We start from the raw sequence: 18,961 nt of genomic DNA on the forward strand, positions 1-18,961 counted from the left end.
CAAACGGCCACAACAAGCCCTTTAGGGCGCAGTTCGACGACCAAAGGGAGTAACCGATGTGCAGGGGTGGCCGAAGGCCAGACCCAGCGGGCGCAGCCCGCGCAGGGCCGAGCGAGCAGCGAGCCCCGAAACGTAGCGCCCGCCGAAGGCGGGAGGCCCCTACTACAAATCAATATAGATAGAATAACTGGCCGAGTATGGACGTGAACTAGTACGGATGAACGCCTATCCCAAATATCACCAAATACTATCCAAAATCTTTTCCCACCATTTTTTTTTGTACTTAGGAGTCCCTAGAATTTTTTCATGTTGTTTCTCTGATAGGCTATTTAAAGGTCTTTTTGTCCAGTATGGTAATTTCACATTTGGCTCAACTTGCCCCCCAAAATCCTTTAAGACCTTTAGTAAATGTCCCTCTAGATAATATAACCTAAAAGTAGTAGTATAAAGTTTTAACTCATTATTATTGGTGTCTACTTCAACTTCCACTGAAGAAGAACCTTCAAGATAGATATCAACATAATAATTCTTTTCTTCTAAATCTAGAGAACTGAAATCAAAGTCAGTACCTGAATTTTTTAACAGAGCACTTCGGATTTCTTTTATTTTGGGTAGATTATTGAATGAAACAATATATTTTAAATGCATTGGCATTGGAAGACTATTTAACAGTTTTATCAAAAAAATCTCTTAATCCATAAGGTGATCTAGTTCCATGGGGAGGTTTTATATAAAAAGTTTTTGGAATATTCATGCCTCCCTTATTCATTAAATCTATACAATATGTCGTGCAGTTTTTCCCACCAAGCAATCCAAACATATTATAGTATGGTGGTCGTAAAACACTTTTTCTAGCTGCACTCTGTATGAGACTAAACTGTTTGGGATGTATAGATATTTCTTGCCAAGTATAATGTTTAAATTTTTCTGAAGTAATTGGTCGATTTCGTGCCAACCCTGGCCTGAGCGTAGCAGTAAGAATCGGATTATCACGACCTTTATAAATTAAATCAAAAACTTCATCATCTAATTGTAAAGCGCTATGCGCCTGTCGAGGAGACGCCCCCGTTTTTGTTCCTAGTTTAATTATTTTTTTAGTTCCTGATTGAGCTAGATCCGTAAAAGAAGTAGGAGGCAAACTATAACCTGTCGCATATTCAACAGCTTGATCTGCCACTTCATCAGCAATCTCACGTGCAACATTTGCAGACATTCCACTTGCAGCTATGGCCAGCCCTGGTCCTACTACTACGGCAACGGTCCCCATAGTGCCTACAACACTGCTTACCCCTCTTCCATAATCACTCGAATAGATGCCACTATTCCAACTCGCCCTCCACTTGTCAGCATAAGGTGAATTCGGATCATAAATTGGTTCGTACCGTCCTTCTGCAATACGCGATTCTATATTGTTGACAATTGGGTTATTTCCCTTTTTTTTCAGCTTTAGGTAAGTATTGACATCCGCTTGGGTATAGCCTATACTTCTCATATACTTGATAAACGCAGCACGCTTTTTAGCATGTTTACCTGCTTTGCCTTTTTTAATAGCTGCTCTCTCGGTCCAACCACCATATTCCTCATCCCAAACTTGCCCATTGGCTTCTCTATGTTCAATTTCTTCCTCTGAACAGTCAGGACATCCAGAATCTGCCCCTAAGGGATCTACATAGTAAATTGGGTTGCCATCAAAAGCCGAATAAGGAGACATTCCTGCATGAATCACAGGATCCGCAGACCACCAGCGCCCCATCCGCCCATCTAGCTCTCTAAAGTATGTAGTATGATGCCCTGAGCCAATTTCTGGGCTTTTGCGCATTTCAAAAAACGAGAGCTAAAGATACTATTTTTTTGGGGCCTGCCGCCTTCGGCGGCCGGGCCCTTGCAGGGCTCGCAAGCCTGCTCGGCCCTGCGCCAGCAAGCTGGCTAGGTCTGCCGCTACGCGGCCCCCTTTCAGGCCCCTAGGCCAAGTCGCTTCGGGCCTTTGCGGCGGCTTCGCCGCCTGCTAGCCGTGGCTGCAGGTTGAAACCAGCAGCCATACAACAACCCCATTCTACATCTATAGTGCGGAGAGGATTAAAATCCTCTACCGCTTTGAACAAGGGTTGTTTTTTCTTTGGTAGTTTGATTTTGTTTTTTTCTCCCCCATAAATTTCATAATAACCCTAGGGCCAAGGCCCTAGGCTATTGAAAAAATCGCCATCCCCTCATTCGAGGGGATTTTCTGTTCCACTAGGCTCCATCAGCAAAGAAGGGCTAAAATGTTTATTTATGGAGGGTTTCAACCCTCCATTGAACACAAAAATGCATTCGTTAATTGGCTGTAGGTTTCAACCTACAGGCCCATATAGCAGGCCCCTAGGGCCGCAGGCCACAACAAGCCCTTTAGGGCGCAGTTCGACGACCAACGGGAGTAACCGATGTGCAGGGGTGGCCGAAGGCCAGACCCAGCGGGCGCAGCCCGCGCAGGGCCGAGCGAACAGCGAGCCCCGAAACGTAGCGCCCGCCAAAGGCGGGAGGCCTATACAAAACAGCTATCAGCTTTCATATCTTAGATCTGCCAACTATTCTTCTAATAGTTTTGTTCATATCTTAGATTTACCAACTTTTTTTCTAAAAAGTCATCTCCAGGATTAAGCTTTAAGGCCTCTAGCAAATGATATTCAGCTAAATACAAAGCATAGGGCATGTACAGAAGACAATTTCTCAGTAAAATACAACAGTCAAAATGTGCTTGATATTTTTTTTCACTGCTTTTTGAATGCCATAAAGGGTAAGCATAAAATGCATAGTAAACCATCTGATAATCACTATAACTCCATATAGTAATTGCAACCTTTCTCCAAAAGGCTGCTTGCTCTTCTTTTTTCTCACTTTCGGGCGTTTTAGTCCGATCTAACTCTGCCCAAACCTCTCCAAATCTGCCTTCCTGAATAAGTTTAATCATTTTTTTAAAGCGAATCTCTTCTAGAATTTCAAGTAACATTGTCTAAGAGTTTTTCTAACTGTAATTTATTTTCTTCTTTATCAGGCGCAAGAGCCAAAGCCTCTCTTAAGTGATAAATGGCCGTCATTTTGCCTCCTCCCATGATGTCATTCATTTCTGCAGAAAGTATGTGGCCTAAGGTTTCATGTATAGCCAAATGCTTCTCTATTGGCCAATAGGATAATAAATAAACAAAAAAACCATAACAACTTATTGCGGGACCTTCTTCTCTAAGCTGTGCAATGATGATAGACGTCATTTTCTCTAAGCTCCAATCTTTGGCTACAACCATTGCATTCTCATATTCTGCAAAGAATACACATTCTACAAATTTTTCCTCTTTCATTATCTATTTATTTTAGTGCTTCATTATACGACTTTTTTCTTTCGTTTTTCCACCTTAAACTACTGTCCTAATTTTGGGGGTAAGGGCTATTCGTACAGATGAACAGCTATTTCCCTTTTTCTAATAGAGGAAATATATATTTATTTTGCCCCCTATCAAAAAATGCTTCATAAGCAACCATTTCTACTCCATAATATTTAGCGGCCCAACTAGCCATAGCGAAAAAAAAGCCTTCCTTTTGATAATCAGCACAATGAAAGTTAATTGACCTAATCTTTATTAGAGTTGACTCATTCACACAACTTACAACATCCACATTTTTTAAAAACCATTCTAAACCCAACTTTAAGTATTCACGAACTTCTTTATTAACATTCACATTTTCTAAATCCAATAATACGCTATCGTCATTTACAGGATTGGTATTTGTAACAACCTCTGCATCAATAGTTATTGAAATACCCCAATCAGCTTTTAACAACCTAAATGTGTGTACCATTTTAATCTAATTTGGTCATCTGAAGACTAATGATGAACAATAATATTTCCTACCATATACTAACAAAAGCGACTTAGCTCCCTTCTCAAAGAACAAGGGCGAAAATGTTTATTTATGGAGGGTTTCCCCCCTCCATTGAACACAAAAATGCATTCGTTAATTGGCTGTAGGTTTCAACCTACAGGCCCATATAGCAGGCCCGTAGGGCCGCAGGCCTAGCGATGGTAGGCAGTGCGGCAAAGCCGCAGAGCAAGCAAAAACTTGTTTTTTGCGCAGGGCCGAGCGAACAGCGAGCTGCCGAACGTAGCGCCGCAGCTTTGCTGCGGAGGCCCCAAAAAAAGAAGCACCTCCTAATCGTTCACGGCTGTATTTCGGCCCAAATCTAAGCGATTGATGCGCCAGAAAAAAATGAGCAGGGCCAAAAGGCTAAAGCTGGCCAAAATAGAATAGAGCCAATATTGTTCAAAAAAACTTCTTTTGGCCAGAGCCATCGTTTGGCGGTCGCCCAGATAGAGGTAGCCGCTCCAAAACTGAGGGGCCGCCCATTCTGAGCTCAGTAAAAGGCTCAGTTGGGCCTCTCGGAAAGCCTCCTCTTTTTGGTAGCCCTTGGCTAGTAAATCGTAGAAAATAGACAAAAAAGCGGCTTCGGCTTCGGCAGATTTGGACCAGCGGCTCAGCAAAAGCGAAGAGCAGCCATCATGAGCAAAAAGATGTCGCCAGCGCAACAGCTCCTCAGCCTCGGCCTGCCGCTCGGGCAAGGGCACAAAATAAAGCAGAGCCGTTTGTATCGGCAACTGTCGGAGCTGCCAGGCCGACAGACTATCGGTAGCAAATAGATAGGGGGCTTGGGGGCCTTTTTGGGCCAAAGCCAAATGCAGCAGACTATAATCGCCAGAAGCTGCCAGGGGCTTAAAATCGGCCAAACTGGCCTCCTCTGCTCGATAAAAAGAGCCTCTAAAGCGTTGAAAAAGCAGATCGAAGCCAGAAGTAGGCAGCAAGCCCATAGCTGGCGCCCGCTGATCTATGGCCAAGACATTTTTGCCCAAATTGGCCTTTTGGCTGCTGCTATCTGTAGGCAAAAAGCGATAACTCAGCTCCAGCTCCTTGATCAAATAGGGCAATTCGGCATAGCTTTTCTCTTCGGTAACCGCCTGGCGCAAAAGGGCCTCAAAAGGCAGCTGCCAGAGGGGGCCATCCAGATAAAGCTGTATTCCTTCTTTGTTTTCGGCCAGTCCGAGGGCCAAAAAGCGCTTATAAAAGCTATGCGCCTGCTGCAAATAGACCTTAGAGGGCTGGGTATTTTTTTGGGCTAATAGGCTGGCTAGTTGCGCCGTTGCCTGTTGGAGATCCTCGCTGCGGCCTAGCTTCCAGAAGCCCAGTAGCTGCTCTGCATCGGCAGCCAAAAGGTAGCTTTCTTCTTCGGCGGTATAATAAAGCAAAAACTCTTCGTTTTCCTTCAGTTGCTGCCGCAATTGGGACAGACTAAATTGGGGCAAGGGCGCATAAGTAAGCGCATATCGGCTAGGCGATTCTTCTGCTAGGCGAGCCTGCCAAAGGGCCAAATTGGGGGTGGTTTGTCCGGCCAAAAGCAAACTATCGCTGCGAACATCCTTTCGTTGAGGCCAAAGCAATGCTCTTTTTTGCCAAACTCTAGCCTCTAGGGCCAGCTGCAGGGCCTGCTCAAAATACTGCGCTTGGGCCTCTTGGCTAAACTGCTGTTGGTAAAGGGCCACCGACTGCTCCCAAACCGCTGCGCTGAGGGTTAGCAAGCGTTTGCGCAATGGGCTATAAGGCCGCAATTGGGTCCAGGCTTGTTCTAGTTTTTGGCGACTCACCTGCAAGGACAACAAAGCAGACTTTGCGGGTTCCCAGCTGGCTTGTCGGCTCAAAATTTCGGCTTCTAATAATAGGCTCTCGGCCTGTTGGCCCAAGCTAGCCAAAAGCTCCAGAGACCTTTCGGCCAAATACTTTTTGCGAAAGCGGTTTTGGCTTCGCTGCAGCTCTAAAAAATAAGCTTTAGCCAAGAGAAACAGCTGTTGTTCTCGGCTCAGGAACTGAATCGCCTGCTCCAAATAAATAGAAGAGCTGGGGCGTTTTTTGGCCAAATGCAGCAGGATTTCGCCCCAATAGGCCGTTCCTTCCAAGCCTTCCCAATAAGTGAGGGCCTTTTCTGTATCTTCCTCAATTAGGGCTTGGCCCGTCTTCCAGCGCCAAAACAGGCGCAGGCTATCTCCCTGCTCGAGGCTATCCATCAGGCTAAGCCCCTCTTGCCAAAAAGGCGCACGATTAGGCAGCGGCAGCTCGCCCAATAATTGGAGATAAGCTAAGCGGTCTGCGCCCTCCAAACTGGCTAAAGCCGTTTGGGCGGCAGCTTGGGCGCCTTCCCAATCTAGGGCGGCTTGGCGATTTTGAATGCTAGAAAGCGATTGGCCGAAGCTGCTCAAAGCAGTCAAGCCAAGGAATAAGATGGTAAAAATGGGCTGTATTCGAGCCATAGGAGTAGCACTAAAGGTGTTGGTAGATGCTGCGCATCAAAGCGCTTCATAATAAGTTAATAGCTTTTGGGCTTCCTTTTCCCAAAGCCAATCTTGCTTAGCCAAACGGCAATTTGCTTGTAATTGTTGATAAAGCTGGGGCTCATCTAGTAGTCGGCGAATAGCCCTTGAAATTGCCTTGGGACTCAGTTCTTCTAGCAAAAGGGCCACCTCATATTCGGCCAGATGCCGTTGATATTCTGGAAAAGCCATATTCAGGCTGGGTTTTTCTGCTTGAACGTAATCAAAGAACTTATTGGCCAAAGAAAAGTAGTAACTCTGTCCCTGATGCTTGAGCAGATTGAGGCCCAAATGCGCCTGAGGGGTTATTTTTTGCAGTTCTTCGGGCGGCAGGAAGCCCCAAAACTTAAGCTGTTCTCCCAAGTTAAGACTTTGCGCTTGTTCTTGCAAACTCGCCATTTTGTCGCCCTTGCCCAAAAGCCAAAGCTGAACTTCTTGAGGCGAAAAATCGGCTAAAGCGGCAAGGAGTTCCTCTAGCCCCCTACCCTCGTTCAACATCCCTTGATAAATAAGAATCAGAGGACCATTTTCGGGATAACGAACGGCTGGCTGGGCTTTGGGCTGTGCAAGAGGCAGGTTGCGAATTACGCCAAAGGGCTGGCCGTGCTGCTCCTCAAACAAATCGGCCAAACTCTGACAGACCGTATAGGCCAGATCTACCTTCGGAATATAGTGGCGGGCAATCCAAGCCCAGATAGCTCGTATTTTAGGGCGACGGACCACCTCTGGCATTTCTTCAAAGTATTCATGGGCATCAAAAACTAAGCGTTTCCCCTTTAGGCGAGCCGCCGCATGTCCTGCCGGCAAACTATCTAAATCTACAGCGCAAAGAATATCAAATTGCTGAAAAAGCAGAAAGAAGAATAGCCGCAATTGGTACTCGATATAAAAGAATTTTCCAGCCTGAAAAAAACAGTTTAGGCGCTTTTGCGCATAAGGCCTATCGGGCAAAGGCAGAGAGTCTTTTTGCTTTCGCCCCACCAAAGTAAGTTGATAACCTGCAGTCTGCAAGCTTAAACAAATACGGTGCATTCGCTGATCTTGCAAGAGGTCATTTGTGACACTACAATATATTTTTTTCTTCAACATAAGCCCAAAGATAGAGAAGAGATGGCAAGAACCTATAGCTTTTATCCTCTAGACGCTATTTTTTTGGGGCCTGCCGCCTTCGGCGGCCGGGCCCTTTCGGGGCTCGCAGGTCTGCTCGGCCCTGCAGCCCTACGGGCTTGGGTCTGGCCTGCGGCCACCCCTGCAGGCCCCTAGGCCAATCCTCCCCTACTGCTCAGCTACAAGACGCTTCGCGCCTTCAAGCTTCGCAGGCTCGCGCCAAGCGCGCCCGGCCGGCGGCTGGCGGCGGCCACAACATTCTCTGCACTTGAGCTAATCTACCCCTCAATATATTCCATTTCAGGCCTAGTCCTCCCCTGCGCCGCCCCCGCCTGGGGGCTGGGCTCCTTTGGCCTTGGAGGCCAAAGCGCCCAGCATTACGATGCCCCCCTCCGGGGCGCATCCCCCATAAAAAAAGGGCTGTCGGGAAAACCCGACAGCCCTTCACTACATCATCAACTCAGCACTAACGAAGCAAATTCACTGCGCCCTTAATCACTGCCGTCTCTCCATCAATATAGAGCACCTCAGCATACCAAGCATAAACCCCAGAATTCATTGGCTTGCCCTTAAAGCTACCATCCCAACCCTGTTGAGGATCATTAGGATCAAGGTCTACACCTTCATACACCAACTCCCCCCAGCGGTCATACACTCTAAACACCAACACCTGCTCCACCTTCTCATCGCCCTGAATAAAGAAGCGGTCATTATTTCCGTCATTATTCGGCGTAAAGGCCGTAGGTGCAGCGGCATTTCTAGGCTTCTCCATCTTCACCACAATCGAGCTATCCTGCATACAGCCAGAAGCATTCATGGCCGTAAACTGATAAAATGCCCGACTCATAAGGCGTAATATCCATCATTAGACTACTATCCAGCAATGCTCCAGAGTTAATCTCGGTCCACCACCAACTAGCTGCAGTCGTATCATTCAAGTCCGCAAAAAGCGTCAAGGTATCGCCATACTCTAGCACATACTCCACCTCGCCCGAATCTAAGGCCGGACCAAAGCTCGTGATAAAGAAGGGATCTGCCGCTTCTACCGTCACCAAAGTATCAAAGAGACAACCATTGTTATCTTGGACATACAAAGGATAAATCCCCGCTTCCAAGCCCACAAAGAGGTTACCGCCCTGGAACGTCAAGCTATCTAGACTATAAGTATAGCCTCCCAACAAAGTCGATCCGCCCGTTCCATCCAACTGAATGCTTCCGTTCGCATCGCCCACACAGGCCACGCCTGTAATATTGAGGTTGCCAATACCTACTTCCGTCGGATTCGCCAAGCTAATGCTTGTATCTACCTTACATCCGTTGGCATCTTCCACATTAAGCGTATAGTTGCCTGCCGCTATGCTATCCAAACTAGGCGTTAGCGCCCCATTGGACCATAGATAACTATAAGGCGAAGTTCCACCAGCTACCGTAGAGCCCAAAGCTCCTGTACTGTTGTTGTAGCAATCTACCGCGCGAACTTGATTCAAGCTCAACTCCAATTCAGCAGGCTGACCCACTTGGTAGCTAAAGCTATCCACACAACCACTAATCGATTGGACCACCACGCCATATTGGCCAGCGGGTACAGCCGTAATGCTTGTGCCTACAACTCCATTGCTCCAGTAACTCGCCTGCAAAGGCTCATTCGAGTTCGTAATGCTAATCGAGCCCGTAGAAGCCCCATAGCAATCTACATCATCAATCGCTACCGTAATGCTCAAGGCCAAGGCCTCGTCTACTACTGCCGTATCTACCTGCGTACAGCCATTAAGGTCTGTTACACTCACATAATAAGTGCCTGCAGAAAGGCCAGTGGCTACATTCGTCGTCTGACCCAAAGGATCTGACCACTGATAGCTTAGAGTTCCTGTTCCACCAGAAGCCATCACCTGAGCGCTTCCATCTGCGCTGCCTGTACAGCTTGCATCTGTTACATTCACTATTTGGCTACTGATTCCTGAGCTTTCATTTACCGTTGCCGAACGGACCAGAGAACAGCCGTTAGCATCTGTAATCGTCACGCTATAGCTGCCTACTGTCAAGTTCGAATTTACATCCGTACTCGCTCCATTCGACCAAGCATAAGTATAGTCTCCATTGCTGTTTGGCGTTCCACCACTCACAATAGCCGTAATTTGACCAGAGGCCCCACCAAAGCAAAGCGCATCCGCAGTATTTAGGGTCGCCACTAGCTCACTAGCGGGTTCACTCACTATAATCTGGCTGTTGGTCACACAACCATTCGCATCCGTTACGCTGACCACATAAGTACCTGCGGCCAAACCGCTAATACTTTGGCCAGTCATTCCGTTGGACCAAGCAAAGCTGTATGGTAGGGTTCCGCCACTCAAGAAGACCGTGGCCGTTCCATCGGCTCCCCCTTTACAGTTCACCGCCGTCATCCGAATCGTATCGACGACTAGGGCCGCAGGTTCTACCATATTGACATCCAAGGTCGTGCTACAGCCATTGGCATCTGTTGCCGTTACTGTATTTATGCCAGCGCCTAGGCTTGTTGCAGTTGCTGTGGTCTCCCCATTGGGCCAGAGATAAGTATAAGGGGCAGTCCCTCCGCTAGCCACTACTGTTGCCGTTCCATCTTGATCGCCATTACAGCTAGGGTTACTGCTCGATACAAAGCTCAATACTACAGGATCTGGATTTTGTAGCAAGACTTGTTCTATAACAGAACAACCTTGGCTATCCACTACTACCACAGAGTAAGCGCCTGGCGCTAGGTTCATTGCGGTGGCTGTAGTTTGTCCATCCGACCAAAGGTAAGTATAAGGGGCGGTTCCTCCTGTGGGAACTGCCGTAGCGCTACCGCTATTCGCTCCAGCACAGGCGGCTGTATTGGTGCTAATCGTTGCAGTCAACAAGCTAGGCTCGCCAATCACAATACTTTCTACTAGCTGACAGGCATTGGCATCGGTTATCGTCACGCTATGCGTTCCTGCCGATAGCCCTACTGCAGTCGCCGTTCCTTGGCCATCTGACCAGAAGTAAGTATAAGGCATTGTTCCACCTTGTACGCTTACCGTAGCATTACCATCTGTACTTCCGTTACAGCTAGGTGCATTGGCGCTCATGCTAGCCGTTAGGGCTGCGGGCTCTTCTACTTCTGTAGTAGATACCATATCACAACCATTGGCATCGGTGACCGTCACCTCATAAGTACCGGCCATTAGGCCCGTAATTGTGGCTCCCGTCATACCATTATCCCAGTTGTAGTTATAAGGAGGCGTTCCACCGCTAGCGCTTACACTAGCCGTTCCATCGCTTCCACCTGCACAAGATACATCCGTATCGCTTAGGCTCAACTGAATGGCCGTGGGCTCTGTAATCGTTACCGAAATCGGCAATACACAGTTGTTTCCATCTCGGACCTCTACGGTGTAGGTGCCTGCGCAGAGACCCGTAAAGTTATTATTGCTGCTAAACACATTGCCTGTTTGACCAGGACCCAAAATGCGGTATTCATAGCCATTTACGCCCAAGGTACCCGTTCCAGATACTGCAGTAGCGATAATTTGGCCATCGCAATCATTGGCACAGAATACATTCACTTGCTGGATCGTCGCATCCAAAGGTACTGGATCGGCTAAGCTGATGCTATCAATAGCGGTACAGCCAGAAGCATCCGTTACCGTTACGGCATAAGTCCCTGCCGCCAAGTTGCTAGCAATTGTACCGTTTTGAGCTTGGGCGCCAGACCAGGCATAAGTATAAGGGGCAATGCCACCACTAGCCGTAACCTGAGCCGCTCCATCTGCTGCACCAGGGCAGCTAATTGCTGCGCCGTTGTAGTTCGAGTATTGTTGAACAGCCATCACGATAGGAGCTGGCTGCAACAAAACAGCAACCGCAGTATCTGAACAACCTCGGCTATCTGTAGCCAAAAGGGTGTAGGTACCTGCCCCCAAATTGAAGAGGTCCTCTGTTGTTTCCCCTGTAGACCAAGAGAAGGTATAGTTAGGCGTACCACCCTGAGCATCGGCGTCAATCATTCCAGTACTATCTCCAGCACAACCAGGCTGTGTAATAGATAGAATGTTGGCTTGTACTGCAGTAACAGGTTGGCCTACCGCTACAGAAGCAGTATTCGTACAACCTGTAGCATCAGTCAAAGTTAAATCATAACTACCGGCAGCCAAGTTAGAAATTTGGCTTGTTGTCGCTCCATTCGACCAGTTGTAGCTATAAGGGGTAACCCCACCTACAGCCGAAGCGCTAGCGCTTCCATCTGTACCACCAAAACAAGTGACATCTACAGTACTAAAGTTGATCTGAATAGGAGCAGGATCTACCAGTGTGCCATTATCTGTAACTACACAGCCATTGGCATCTGTAATTGTTACGCTATAAGCAGCCGCTGTAAGGTTAATAGCGGGATTGCTTGTTTGGTTATCTGACCAAAGGTAGCTATAGGGTTGAGTTCCTCCTGTTACAGTGGCCTCTAGGGTTCCATCAGAACCAGCAAAACAGCTAGGGTTAGTAGCGAGCATAGCTGCAGTGGCCAAAACAGTAGGTTCAGTAATAATAAAGCAGCTATCCATTGTACAGCCATTATTATCCGTTACTGTTACACAATAAGTGTCTGCTACGAGGTTGCTATTAGTGGCTGTAGTTGCTCCATTGCTCCAGTTATAGCTAAAAGGTGCAGTACCTGCAGATGCCGTCAAGGCGATTTCGCCATCATTTCCGCCATTACAACTTACGGCACTTACTGTTGCTGCCAGCTGAATAGCCAAAGGATCTGTAAGTGTAATGCAATCTGTAAATGTACAGCCATTAGCATCTGTAACCGTCACACAGTGGTTCGCTGCCAAAAGGTTGCTAGCCGTAGGAGTGGTCTGTCCATCAGACCAAAGGTAGCTATAAGGCTGTGTTCCACCAGTCGCCACTGCAGAGGCTTGACCTGTAGCAGTTCCTGCACAAGCAGGATCTATTCCCGATAATGTAGCATTTAAAGCTGCGGCAGGTTCTGCTACCGTAGCAGTAGTAACTAGACTACAGCTATTTCCGTCTGTAATCGTCACATTATATGTCCCTGCGATGAGGTTGCTAGCGGTTGCTGTAGTTTGAGCAGAAGCATCATCCCATACATAAGTATAAGTTCCTGTTCCGCCTGTTGCTGTTACCGTGGCAGCACCATCATTTCCAGCAAAACAATTTACAGCCACAGTAGAGCTAGTAGCAGAAATCGCCGTAGGTTCATTGACTGTTGCCGTTGCCGTGATGCTACAGTTATTAGCATCTGTAATGGTTACTGTATAAGTAGCGGCGCTAAGAGCAGTTGCTGTTGCTGTAGTTTGGCCAGAAGCATCATCCCATACATAAGTATAAGTTCCTGTTCCGCCTGCTACGACTACGCTTGCCGTACCATCTGTTCCAGCATTACAATTCACATCAGTAGCTGAGGTTGTAGCCGTAAGCGCAGCGGGTTCTGTCACTACTTGCTGATCTGTTATAGAACAAGCATTTCCATCTGTTACCGTCACGGTATAAGTGCCAGCAGCTAGGCCAGTAGCCGTTGCTGTAGTTTGAGCAGAAGCATCATCCCACTCATAAGTGTAAGGAAGTGTACCATTACTTACAGTTACTGTAGCCGTACCACTATTATCTCCAGCACAGTTGAGATCTGATCCCCCCATCACTGTTTGTATTGCTGTAGGCTCGGCGACTATTCCACAATCAGTAAAGACACAACCATTATTATCTGTTACCGTCACACAATAACTTCCTGCAACTAAACTAGTTGCTGTAGCCGTAATTTGTGTAGCTGGATCATTCCAAACATAAGTATAAGGAGCTGTACCTCCTGTTCCTCCTGCAGCAATCACCCCATCTGCAAATCCATTACAACTAGCATCAGTCACTGTTAAGGTAGCTCCTAAGGATTGAGCAGGTTCACTCACTGTTCCACAATCAACAATGCTACAACCATTCACATCTGTAATGGTTACACAATAAGTACCTGCGCTTAAGTTGCTAGCCGTAGCTGTTGTTTGTGCAGAAGCATCATCCCATACATAAGTATAAGTTCCAGTGCCCCCCGCTACAGTTGTAGCCAAGCTACCATCATTTCCGGCATGGCAATTTACATCTGTCACTGTGGTTGTTACCGTCAAGGCAGCAGGCTCAGTGACTACAATATTCGCTGTATCTCTACAACCTGCAGCATCTTCTACAATCAAGTTGTATGTTCCTGCTGCAGCATTATATACCGTATCGGCAGAAGTGCTAAACAAGAAAGAAGAACCTCCGGTCCAAGTATAAGTATAAGGAGCTGTTCCCTGTGTTGTTCCTGTCGCTAAAGTTGCGCTATCAGCATTACAAGCAATAGGGGTTACTTCATTGAGGGCTAAAACAGGAGGGTTATTGCTTGCCGTAATGTTCAAGCTCGTATCTGCAGTACAACCATTGGCATCTGTAATCGTCACGCCATAGGTTCCTGAGTTAAGGCCAGTAATAGCCGCTGTAGTTCCTCCATTAGACCAATCATAGGTATAAGCAGCTGTTCCACCCAACGCTTCTACTTCTATGGCGCCTAAGGTACCACAAGCAGGACCAGTTTGCGAGACGACAGCCATTTGTAGTTGGTCCGGACGAACAATGTCCAAACAAATAGAAGATGTACATCCATTATTATCAGTCATGGTCACACAGTAGTTGCCCGGAGCAAGGTTGCTCTGGCTAGCGGTTGTTCCTCCATTAGACCAAAGGAAACTATAAGGAGCAGTTCCTCCTGTTCCAGCAACCGTCGCACTACCATCATTGGCAGAACAACCTGCTTGCGTACTCGATTGCAAAAAGACTACTGGCGCAGTAGGTGCAGGATATAAATAACTGCTATCTACGCTGCTACAGCCTGTAGTACTCTCGGTAACGGTCAAATAGTAAACGCCAGTTGGAATAGTCAAAAGACTTGAACTACTCACGGCATTGTCTACCTGTCCAGTAGACCAGCTAAAGTCATAGGCGGTGCCGCCAGTGGCTGTAGCATCAATTTGTCCATTGTTATTACAGAGAGGGCCGGTATTCGTAAAGTTGATGATGGGGTTAGCATCAATGGTTACTTGGAAGTCGACCGTTTGAGGACAGCTCAAAACTTGGACACCACTATGGTCCACTACCGATAGAATGGTAGCGGTATAGCTCTGGGTACTGCTTGGCGCTACCGTAATACTATTAGCAGTACTGCTCAAAATCCCTGTACTGGGGCTCCAAACTACACTGTCCGTAGCTGTCAAGCCCGTAAGGCTGAGGGTCGTATTTTCTCCACTACAAATTGTTACATCTCCAGAACCAGTAGCCTGAGGTACAGGATCTACATATAGATAGACGGTATCTTCTGTAGAGAGTCCACAACAATCTGTGAAAATAGAAAGGGTAATCGTATAAAAGCCAGCTACATTAAATTGAGTATAAGAGGTAGACATGACATTACCGGGGTTGGGAATTGCCCCATTAAAGCCCCAGTTATAGGTATCTGCATTTTGTAGGCTCTCAAAGCTCGCAAAATCGCCTTGGCAAAGCTGGAAAGTATCCGCACTCAAGGCTGTTGCTCCTGCCACTAGAATTTCTGGACGAGTAACCAAGAAGGATACATTATGAAAGCCTTCATAGCTATCTCCAGCATGCTCTACAGTATAACGGTCCAAGTTGGTATATACCAAGTTGGCAGGGTTGTCTGTACTTGTTACTGGTGTAGCGGCTCCTGTAATAGGGTCAAAGTTCCAGTTAGTTACTCCTGTACCAGTTGCCGTAGCAGGAGCTTCAAAGCTCATAGGAGTATTGATACAGTTTACGTTTTGGGCCAAGATGACTGGCTGGGCAGCCAAATTAAAGCTAGATACATTGGTCGACAAAGCCGTACCGCCAGCAAGATGAATAGCCGCAGCTTCCCCAGGGAAGCCATCGCCACCATCACCGCCAAGACCACCGCTTCCGCCGTCTCCGCCGTCTCCGCCGCCACCAATGCTACAGGCAGATCCGCCACCTACACCACCAGCACCTCCAGTTCCAGCAGCACCACCATTACCGCCCAAACCAGCGGCACCAGCAGAACCAGCCAAAACATTACTCTGGCTCAAACGACCATTGGCTCCATTCAAATAGAGGTAGAGACCAAAAGAAGCCCCTCCAGAAGTTCCACCAACACCAGCTTCTCCGCCGCAGCCACCGCCGCCGCCGCCAGCACCAGACGAACCAGAACCGTTATTACAAAAAGAACCTTCTTCGGCAGCGCCACCGCCACCACCGCCACCGCCAGTACCATTTGTACCCGCAGTACCGTTGGTCCCAGATGCACCGGTAACAAAGAAACCAGCCGTGTGACTTCCCAAACTACCATTTACACCATTGGTTCCCGCTACACCGTTCACACCATTGGCGCCATCACAGCCATCCATTTCTTTTCCAGAACAGCTGCCATCATTATCATTACTACAACCAGAAAAATCACATTGGTTGTTTTTTCCAGCTCCACCAGCAGCTGCACCGCAACCACCAGGAGCACCATTTTGACCATCGCGGCTTCCACAGTCAGCCTGACCGTTTCCTCCACCTTGTCCCCCCGGACAACAAGCAGAGGAACCAGCAGCACCTCCATCATGACGAACGCAACCATCATCATCTCCAGTGACACCATTGCCACCATTGCCACCATTGACACCATCAGCGCCATCAGCGCCATCAGCGCCATCACCAGCATTACCTGCCCGAATCTGCGTCCGAACAATGTCGTAATCAGAACAAGAGGTAAGGTGAACGCCATAAGTAGACATCCCCGGTTGGTTTGCATCATCTGTGGTGATGGTCAAATCCTGTAGACGGAAACCCGTATTGCTATTTCCATAAAAGGTAACCAAACGCTGAGAACCCACAGGTCCTTCTGGATTTACAGTGGTTCTGTTAATCGTTGTAGCCCCTGCCAAAGAGGTTTTCTCCCAAGCATTAGCCGGATCAAATCCTCCTTCTACGGTCATAAAACTGCTCAAGAAAAGAGGGTTGTCCATATTATAGGTACCAATAGCTAATTTAAGAACACTATTATTACAAGCGGCCCGACTCAAAGCTTCTTCCAAAGAGGTAGGATCAGCCTGCGTTCCCGCAGCAGCTGCCGTCCCCGTAGGCGATACATATATATTGACACAGTTGGCAATCACTGGAGGGGTCCCCACTTCCAACTGAGCAGTTGTTGTGCGTACACAACCTGTTAAAGGATTAGTTACCGCTAAGGTATATTCATAAATGCCCGCAGCAGCAGGTACATTAACCGAAATTGTAGAAGTGGTGCCCGAAACATTGCCCTGCCCTAAAGAGGCCATGCTAGGATCAAACCACTCAAAGGTAGAACCCGCAGCATCCGATACGCCCGTGAGCAAGAAACTAGCTCCCGAACAAACCGAAGCATAGGCTGGCGTGATGGCCGCCTGAGGAGCCTCCAAAATATCTACCTGCAATTGGTCCGAAGAGCTACAGCCATCGGTATAGTGCAAGGTGACGGTATAGTTTGTATTTGTTGTTGGAAAGGCCGTTGTACTGGCCTGATTGGGCGTGCCCAAAGTAAAGTTGGGCGTCCACTCAAAGTAATCGATATTGCTAGCGGTGGTGCTAGCATTTAAGGTGGCCGTATCGCCTCGACAAAGTTGTACATCTGGCCCTGCATTGACGGGGTCGTTGGGGTTGGGCAAGATGTTAATGGTATAGGCCTTACTGTTTTGGCCAGGTAATGGACAGGCATCGTCCTCAATCAAAAGCGCAAAAGTATGGCTACCTACATCGGCATCAGAGGGGGTCCAACAGAAGGTTCCTACTAGTTCTCCATTGACCATTTGCTGCGTGAAGCTAGCGCCCGGAATGGCATTGGTTACGCTCATCGTAATGTTATCGCCTAGGTTGGCATCATCACCAATAATGTCGAAACAAAGGGGACTATTAGCACAAAGGACCGTATCAAAAACTGTGGTGCTGCCATTTAGGCCCGATACAGTAGGCAATTGGTTGCTACAGTTCTGAATCACAAACTGCATATCGCGAACGATCTCGCCCACTTTTACGCCATTTCGGTATTCTTCTACCAAAACACAAATTACCGCAATCTGAGGGTTGTTGGCCGTAAAGCTAATTTCTCCCGTTGTAGGGTCTAAGCTAATGGGCACATCCAAAGGAGAAGCCCCACTAAAGCCCCCGCCATAAGTTACATTAACCCCAGCTGCCGTTTGGCATTCTGTTAAAGAGTAGACCAAAGAGTCATTGTCTACATCATTAGCCAACTGCTGAAAAGTCACCTGCTGCCCCGTACAACTAAATGGAGTAGGATCACTAGCAAAGACTGGCGAGCTATTACAAGGACTAATCGTATTGTCCAAGCTCGTTTCTACATAAATCGAGTTGCTGCCCGGCCCACTCAAGTTCGTAATCGCATTGTTACGACAACAAGAAGAGGTAGACAAGACCCAATCATTACAGGCCGTGGGCAGGTTCAAGGTCCCTTGATAAACATGGGCCTCTACCCCCAAGGTAGACCCTCCACTACAGGCACTAGTTGCAGAGGGACAAAGGGGCGTAATGTCGGTTACCGACAAACGACTCAGACTCAAGCTCCCGCTGATTCCACAACTAGCCGATTGGTAGTTGATGTTAAAACTAGACCCCAAAGAGGCCCCATCGCAATCCCGATAGGCTTTTAAGGTCACCTGGTACTGATTGGGCCCCACACAACTATAAGTGAGGTCAAAGCCCATAAAGTGCGTGGCTTTTAATGGGGATAAGCCACTAAAGCTTATCAAAAATAAGAGGAGCAACAGCCCCCCAATTCTAGTAAAAAACTGCTTCATTTTGCGATCATTTACAGTGTGTAATGCTTGCCTTTGGTCAAATTCCACTAAACAGGAAAAGGCCTTCAAAGTTAGGGACTTCTACTCCCTAAGCGAAGGCTTATTTAGCTTTTTTTAGCAATTGTTAATTATTTTAAGGTAAAAACTATAAATATATTGTTAAGTCCACGGCATTTTTTGCCCAATTTTTTGCGGTTTATCCCTTTTTTCATTGGATTTGTCCATTATTCCTCCTTTTTTCATCTTTTATTTCTATGACTTGGGGCCCGCGGCCAGCTAGGCGTTGCCTAGCTGGCCGCCGCTATGCTCCGCCGCTCGCAAGTCTGCTCGGCCCTGCGGCGCTTGCAGCGCCTTGGTCTGGCCTGCGGCCACGGCTGCGCAGCGCTGGGCCGCTCATCTGCTCTACTAAAGCCAAACCTCAGTCCTTGGCCGCTTAAGGTTTTATATAAAACGTAGTCCCTGGGCCTTTTATCAATAGAGGCTGTTTAAAATTTTGTGTTTCGCCTTTTTGCTGCCTAGGGACAAGCCCCTAGGCAACTACTGACCAAATCCTAAGCAGCTAAAGGCCCAAATTTTATTCTAATACACAACATCCTGAACCCTCCCCTGAATTTAGAGAGTAGC

Annotated in this window: 9 protein-coding genes; all 9 read right to left on the reverse strand. The window is 47.6% G+C overall.

Annotated elements, in window-relative coordinates; translation table 11 throughout:
- Positions 1 to 237: 237 nt before the first annotated feature.
- The 9 genes from SGRA_RS04260 to SGRA_RS19915 all read right to left on the reverse strand — a co-directional run bounded on the left by SGRA_RS04260 (position 238) and on the right by SGRA_RS19915 (position 18,337).
- Entirely contained in the window at positions 238 to 654 is a 417-nt protein-coding gene (locus tag SGRA_RS04260) for a hypothetical protein (RefSeq protein ID WP_015691356.1), read from the reverse strand.
- Between the two features lie 7 nt (positions 655 to 661).
- Positions 662 to 1,819, reverse strand: a complete 1,158-nt coding sequence (locus SGRA_RS04265) for an RHS repeat-associated core domain-containing protein (protein WP_041329492.1) — start codon at positions 1,817 to 1,819, stop codon at positions 662 to 664.
- 753 nt (positions 1,820 to 2,572) lie between these two features.
- Complete coding sequence (locus SGRA_RS04270; RefSeq protein WP_002657910.1) at positions 2,573 to 2,986, reverse strand: hypothetical protein; 414 nt, start codon at positions 2,984 to 2,986, stop codon at positions 2,573 to 2,575.
- A complete protein-coding gene (locus tag SGRA_RS04275) occupies positions 2,976 to 3,332 on the reverse strand; it encodes a hypothetical protein (RefSeq protein ID WP_015691359.1) in 357 nt (118 codons plus the stop codon). Before SGRA_RS04275 ends, SGRA_RS04270 begins: the two co-directional genes overlap by 11 nt.
- A gap of 106 nt (positions 3,333 to 3,438) precedes the next feature.
- Entirely contained in the window at positions 3,439 to 3,831 is a 393-nt protein-coding gene (locus tag SGRA_RS04280) for a hypothetical protein (RefSeq protein WP_015691360.1), read from the reverse strand.
- 350 nt (positions 3,832 to 4,181) lie between these two features.
- A complete protein-coding gene (locus SGRA_RS04285; RefSeq protein WP_015691361.1) occupies positions 4,182 to 6,326 on the reverse strand; it encodes a CHAT domain-containing protein in 2,145 nt (714 codons plus the stop codon).
- Between the two features lie 36 nt (positions 6,327 to 6,362).
- Positions 6,363 to 7,475 carry a glycosyltransferase gene (locus SGRA_RS04290; RefSeq protein ID WP_041329493.1) on the reverse strand — a complete coding sequence of 371 codons (1,113 nt, stop codon included), beginning with the start codon at positions 7,473 to 7,475 and terminating at the stop codon, positions 6,363 to 6,365.
- A 484-nt stretch (positions 7,476 to 7,959) separates the two neighbouring features.
- Entirely contained in the window at positions 7,960 to 8,340 is a 381-nt protein-coding gene (locus tag SGRA_RS24015) for a T9SS type B sorting domain-containing protein (protein ID WP_245538634.1), read from the reverse strand.
- A complete protein-coding gene (locus SGRA_RS19915) occupies positions 8,282 to 18,337 on the reverse strand; it encodes a SprB repeat-containing protein (RefSeq protein ID WP_050981160.1) in 10,056 nt (3,351 codons plus the stop codon). Before SGRA_RS19915 ends, SGRA_RS24015 begins: the two co-directional genes overlap by 59 nt.
- Positions 18,338 to 18,961: the final 624 nt, after the last annotated feature.

Source organism: Saprospira grandis str. Lewin (assembly GCF_000250635.1).
Classification (GTDB): Bacteria; Bacteroidota; Bacteroidia; order Chitinophagales; family Saprospiraceae; genus Saprospira; species Saprospira grandis.

Bases quoted from the DNA above. Each gene is read 5' to 3' on its own strand.
- SGRA_RS04260 (WP_015691356.1), bottom strand. From the start codon at position 654: ATGCCAATGCATTTAAAATATATTGTTTCATTCAATAATCTACCCAAA.
- SGRA_RS04265 (WP_041329492.1), bottom strand. From the start codon at position 1,819: ATGCGCAAAAGCCCAGAAATTGGCTCAGGGCATCATACTACATACTTT.
- SGRA_RS04270 (WP_002657910.1), bottom strand. From the start codon at position 2,986: ATGTTACTTGAAATTCTAGAAGAGATTCGCTTTAAAAAAATGATTAAA.
- SGRA_RS04275 (WP_015691359.1), bottom strand. From the start codon at position 3,332: ATGAAAGAGGAAAAATTTGTAGAATGTGTATTCTTTGCAGAATATGAG.
- SGRA_RS04280 (WP_015691360.1), bottom strand. From the start codon at position 3,831: ATGGTACACACATTTAGGTTGTTAAAAGCTGATTGGGGTATTTCAATA.
- SGRA_RS04285 (WP_015691361.1), bottom strand. From the start codon at position 6,326: ATGGCTCGAATACAGCCCATTTTTACCATCTTATTCCTTGGCTTGACT.
- SGRA_RS04290 (WP_041329493.1), bottom strand. From the start codon at position 7,475: ATGTTGAAGAAAAAAATATATTGTAGTGTCACAAATGACCTCTTGCAA.
- SGRA_RS24015 (WP_245538634.1), bottom strand. From the start codon at position 8,340: ATGAGTCGGGCATTTTATCAGTTTACGGCCATGAATGCTTCTGGCTGT.
- SGRA_RS19915 (WP_050981160.1), bottom strand. From the start codon at position 18,337: ATGAAGCAGTTTTTTACTAGAATTGGGGGGCTGTTGCTCCTCTTATTT.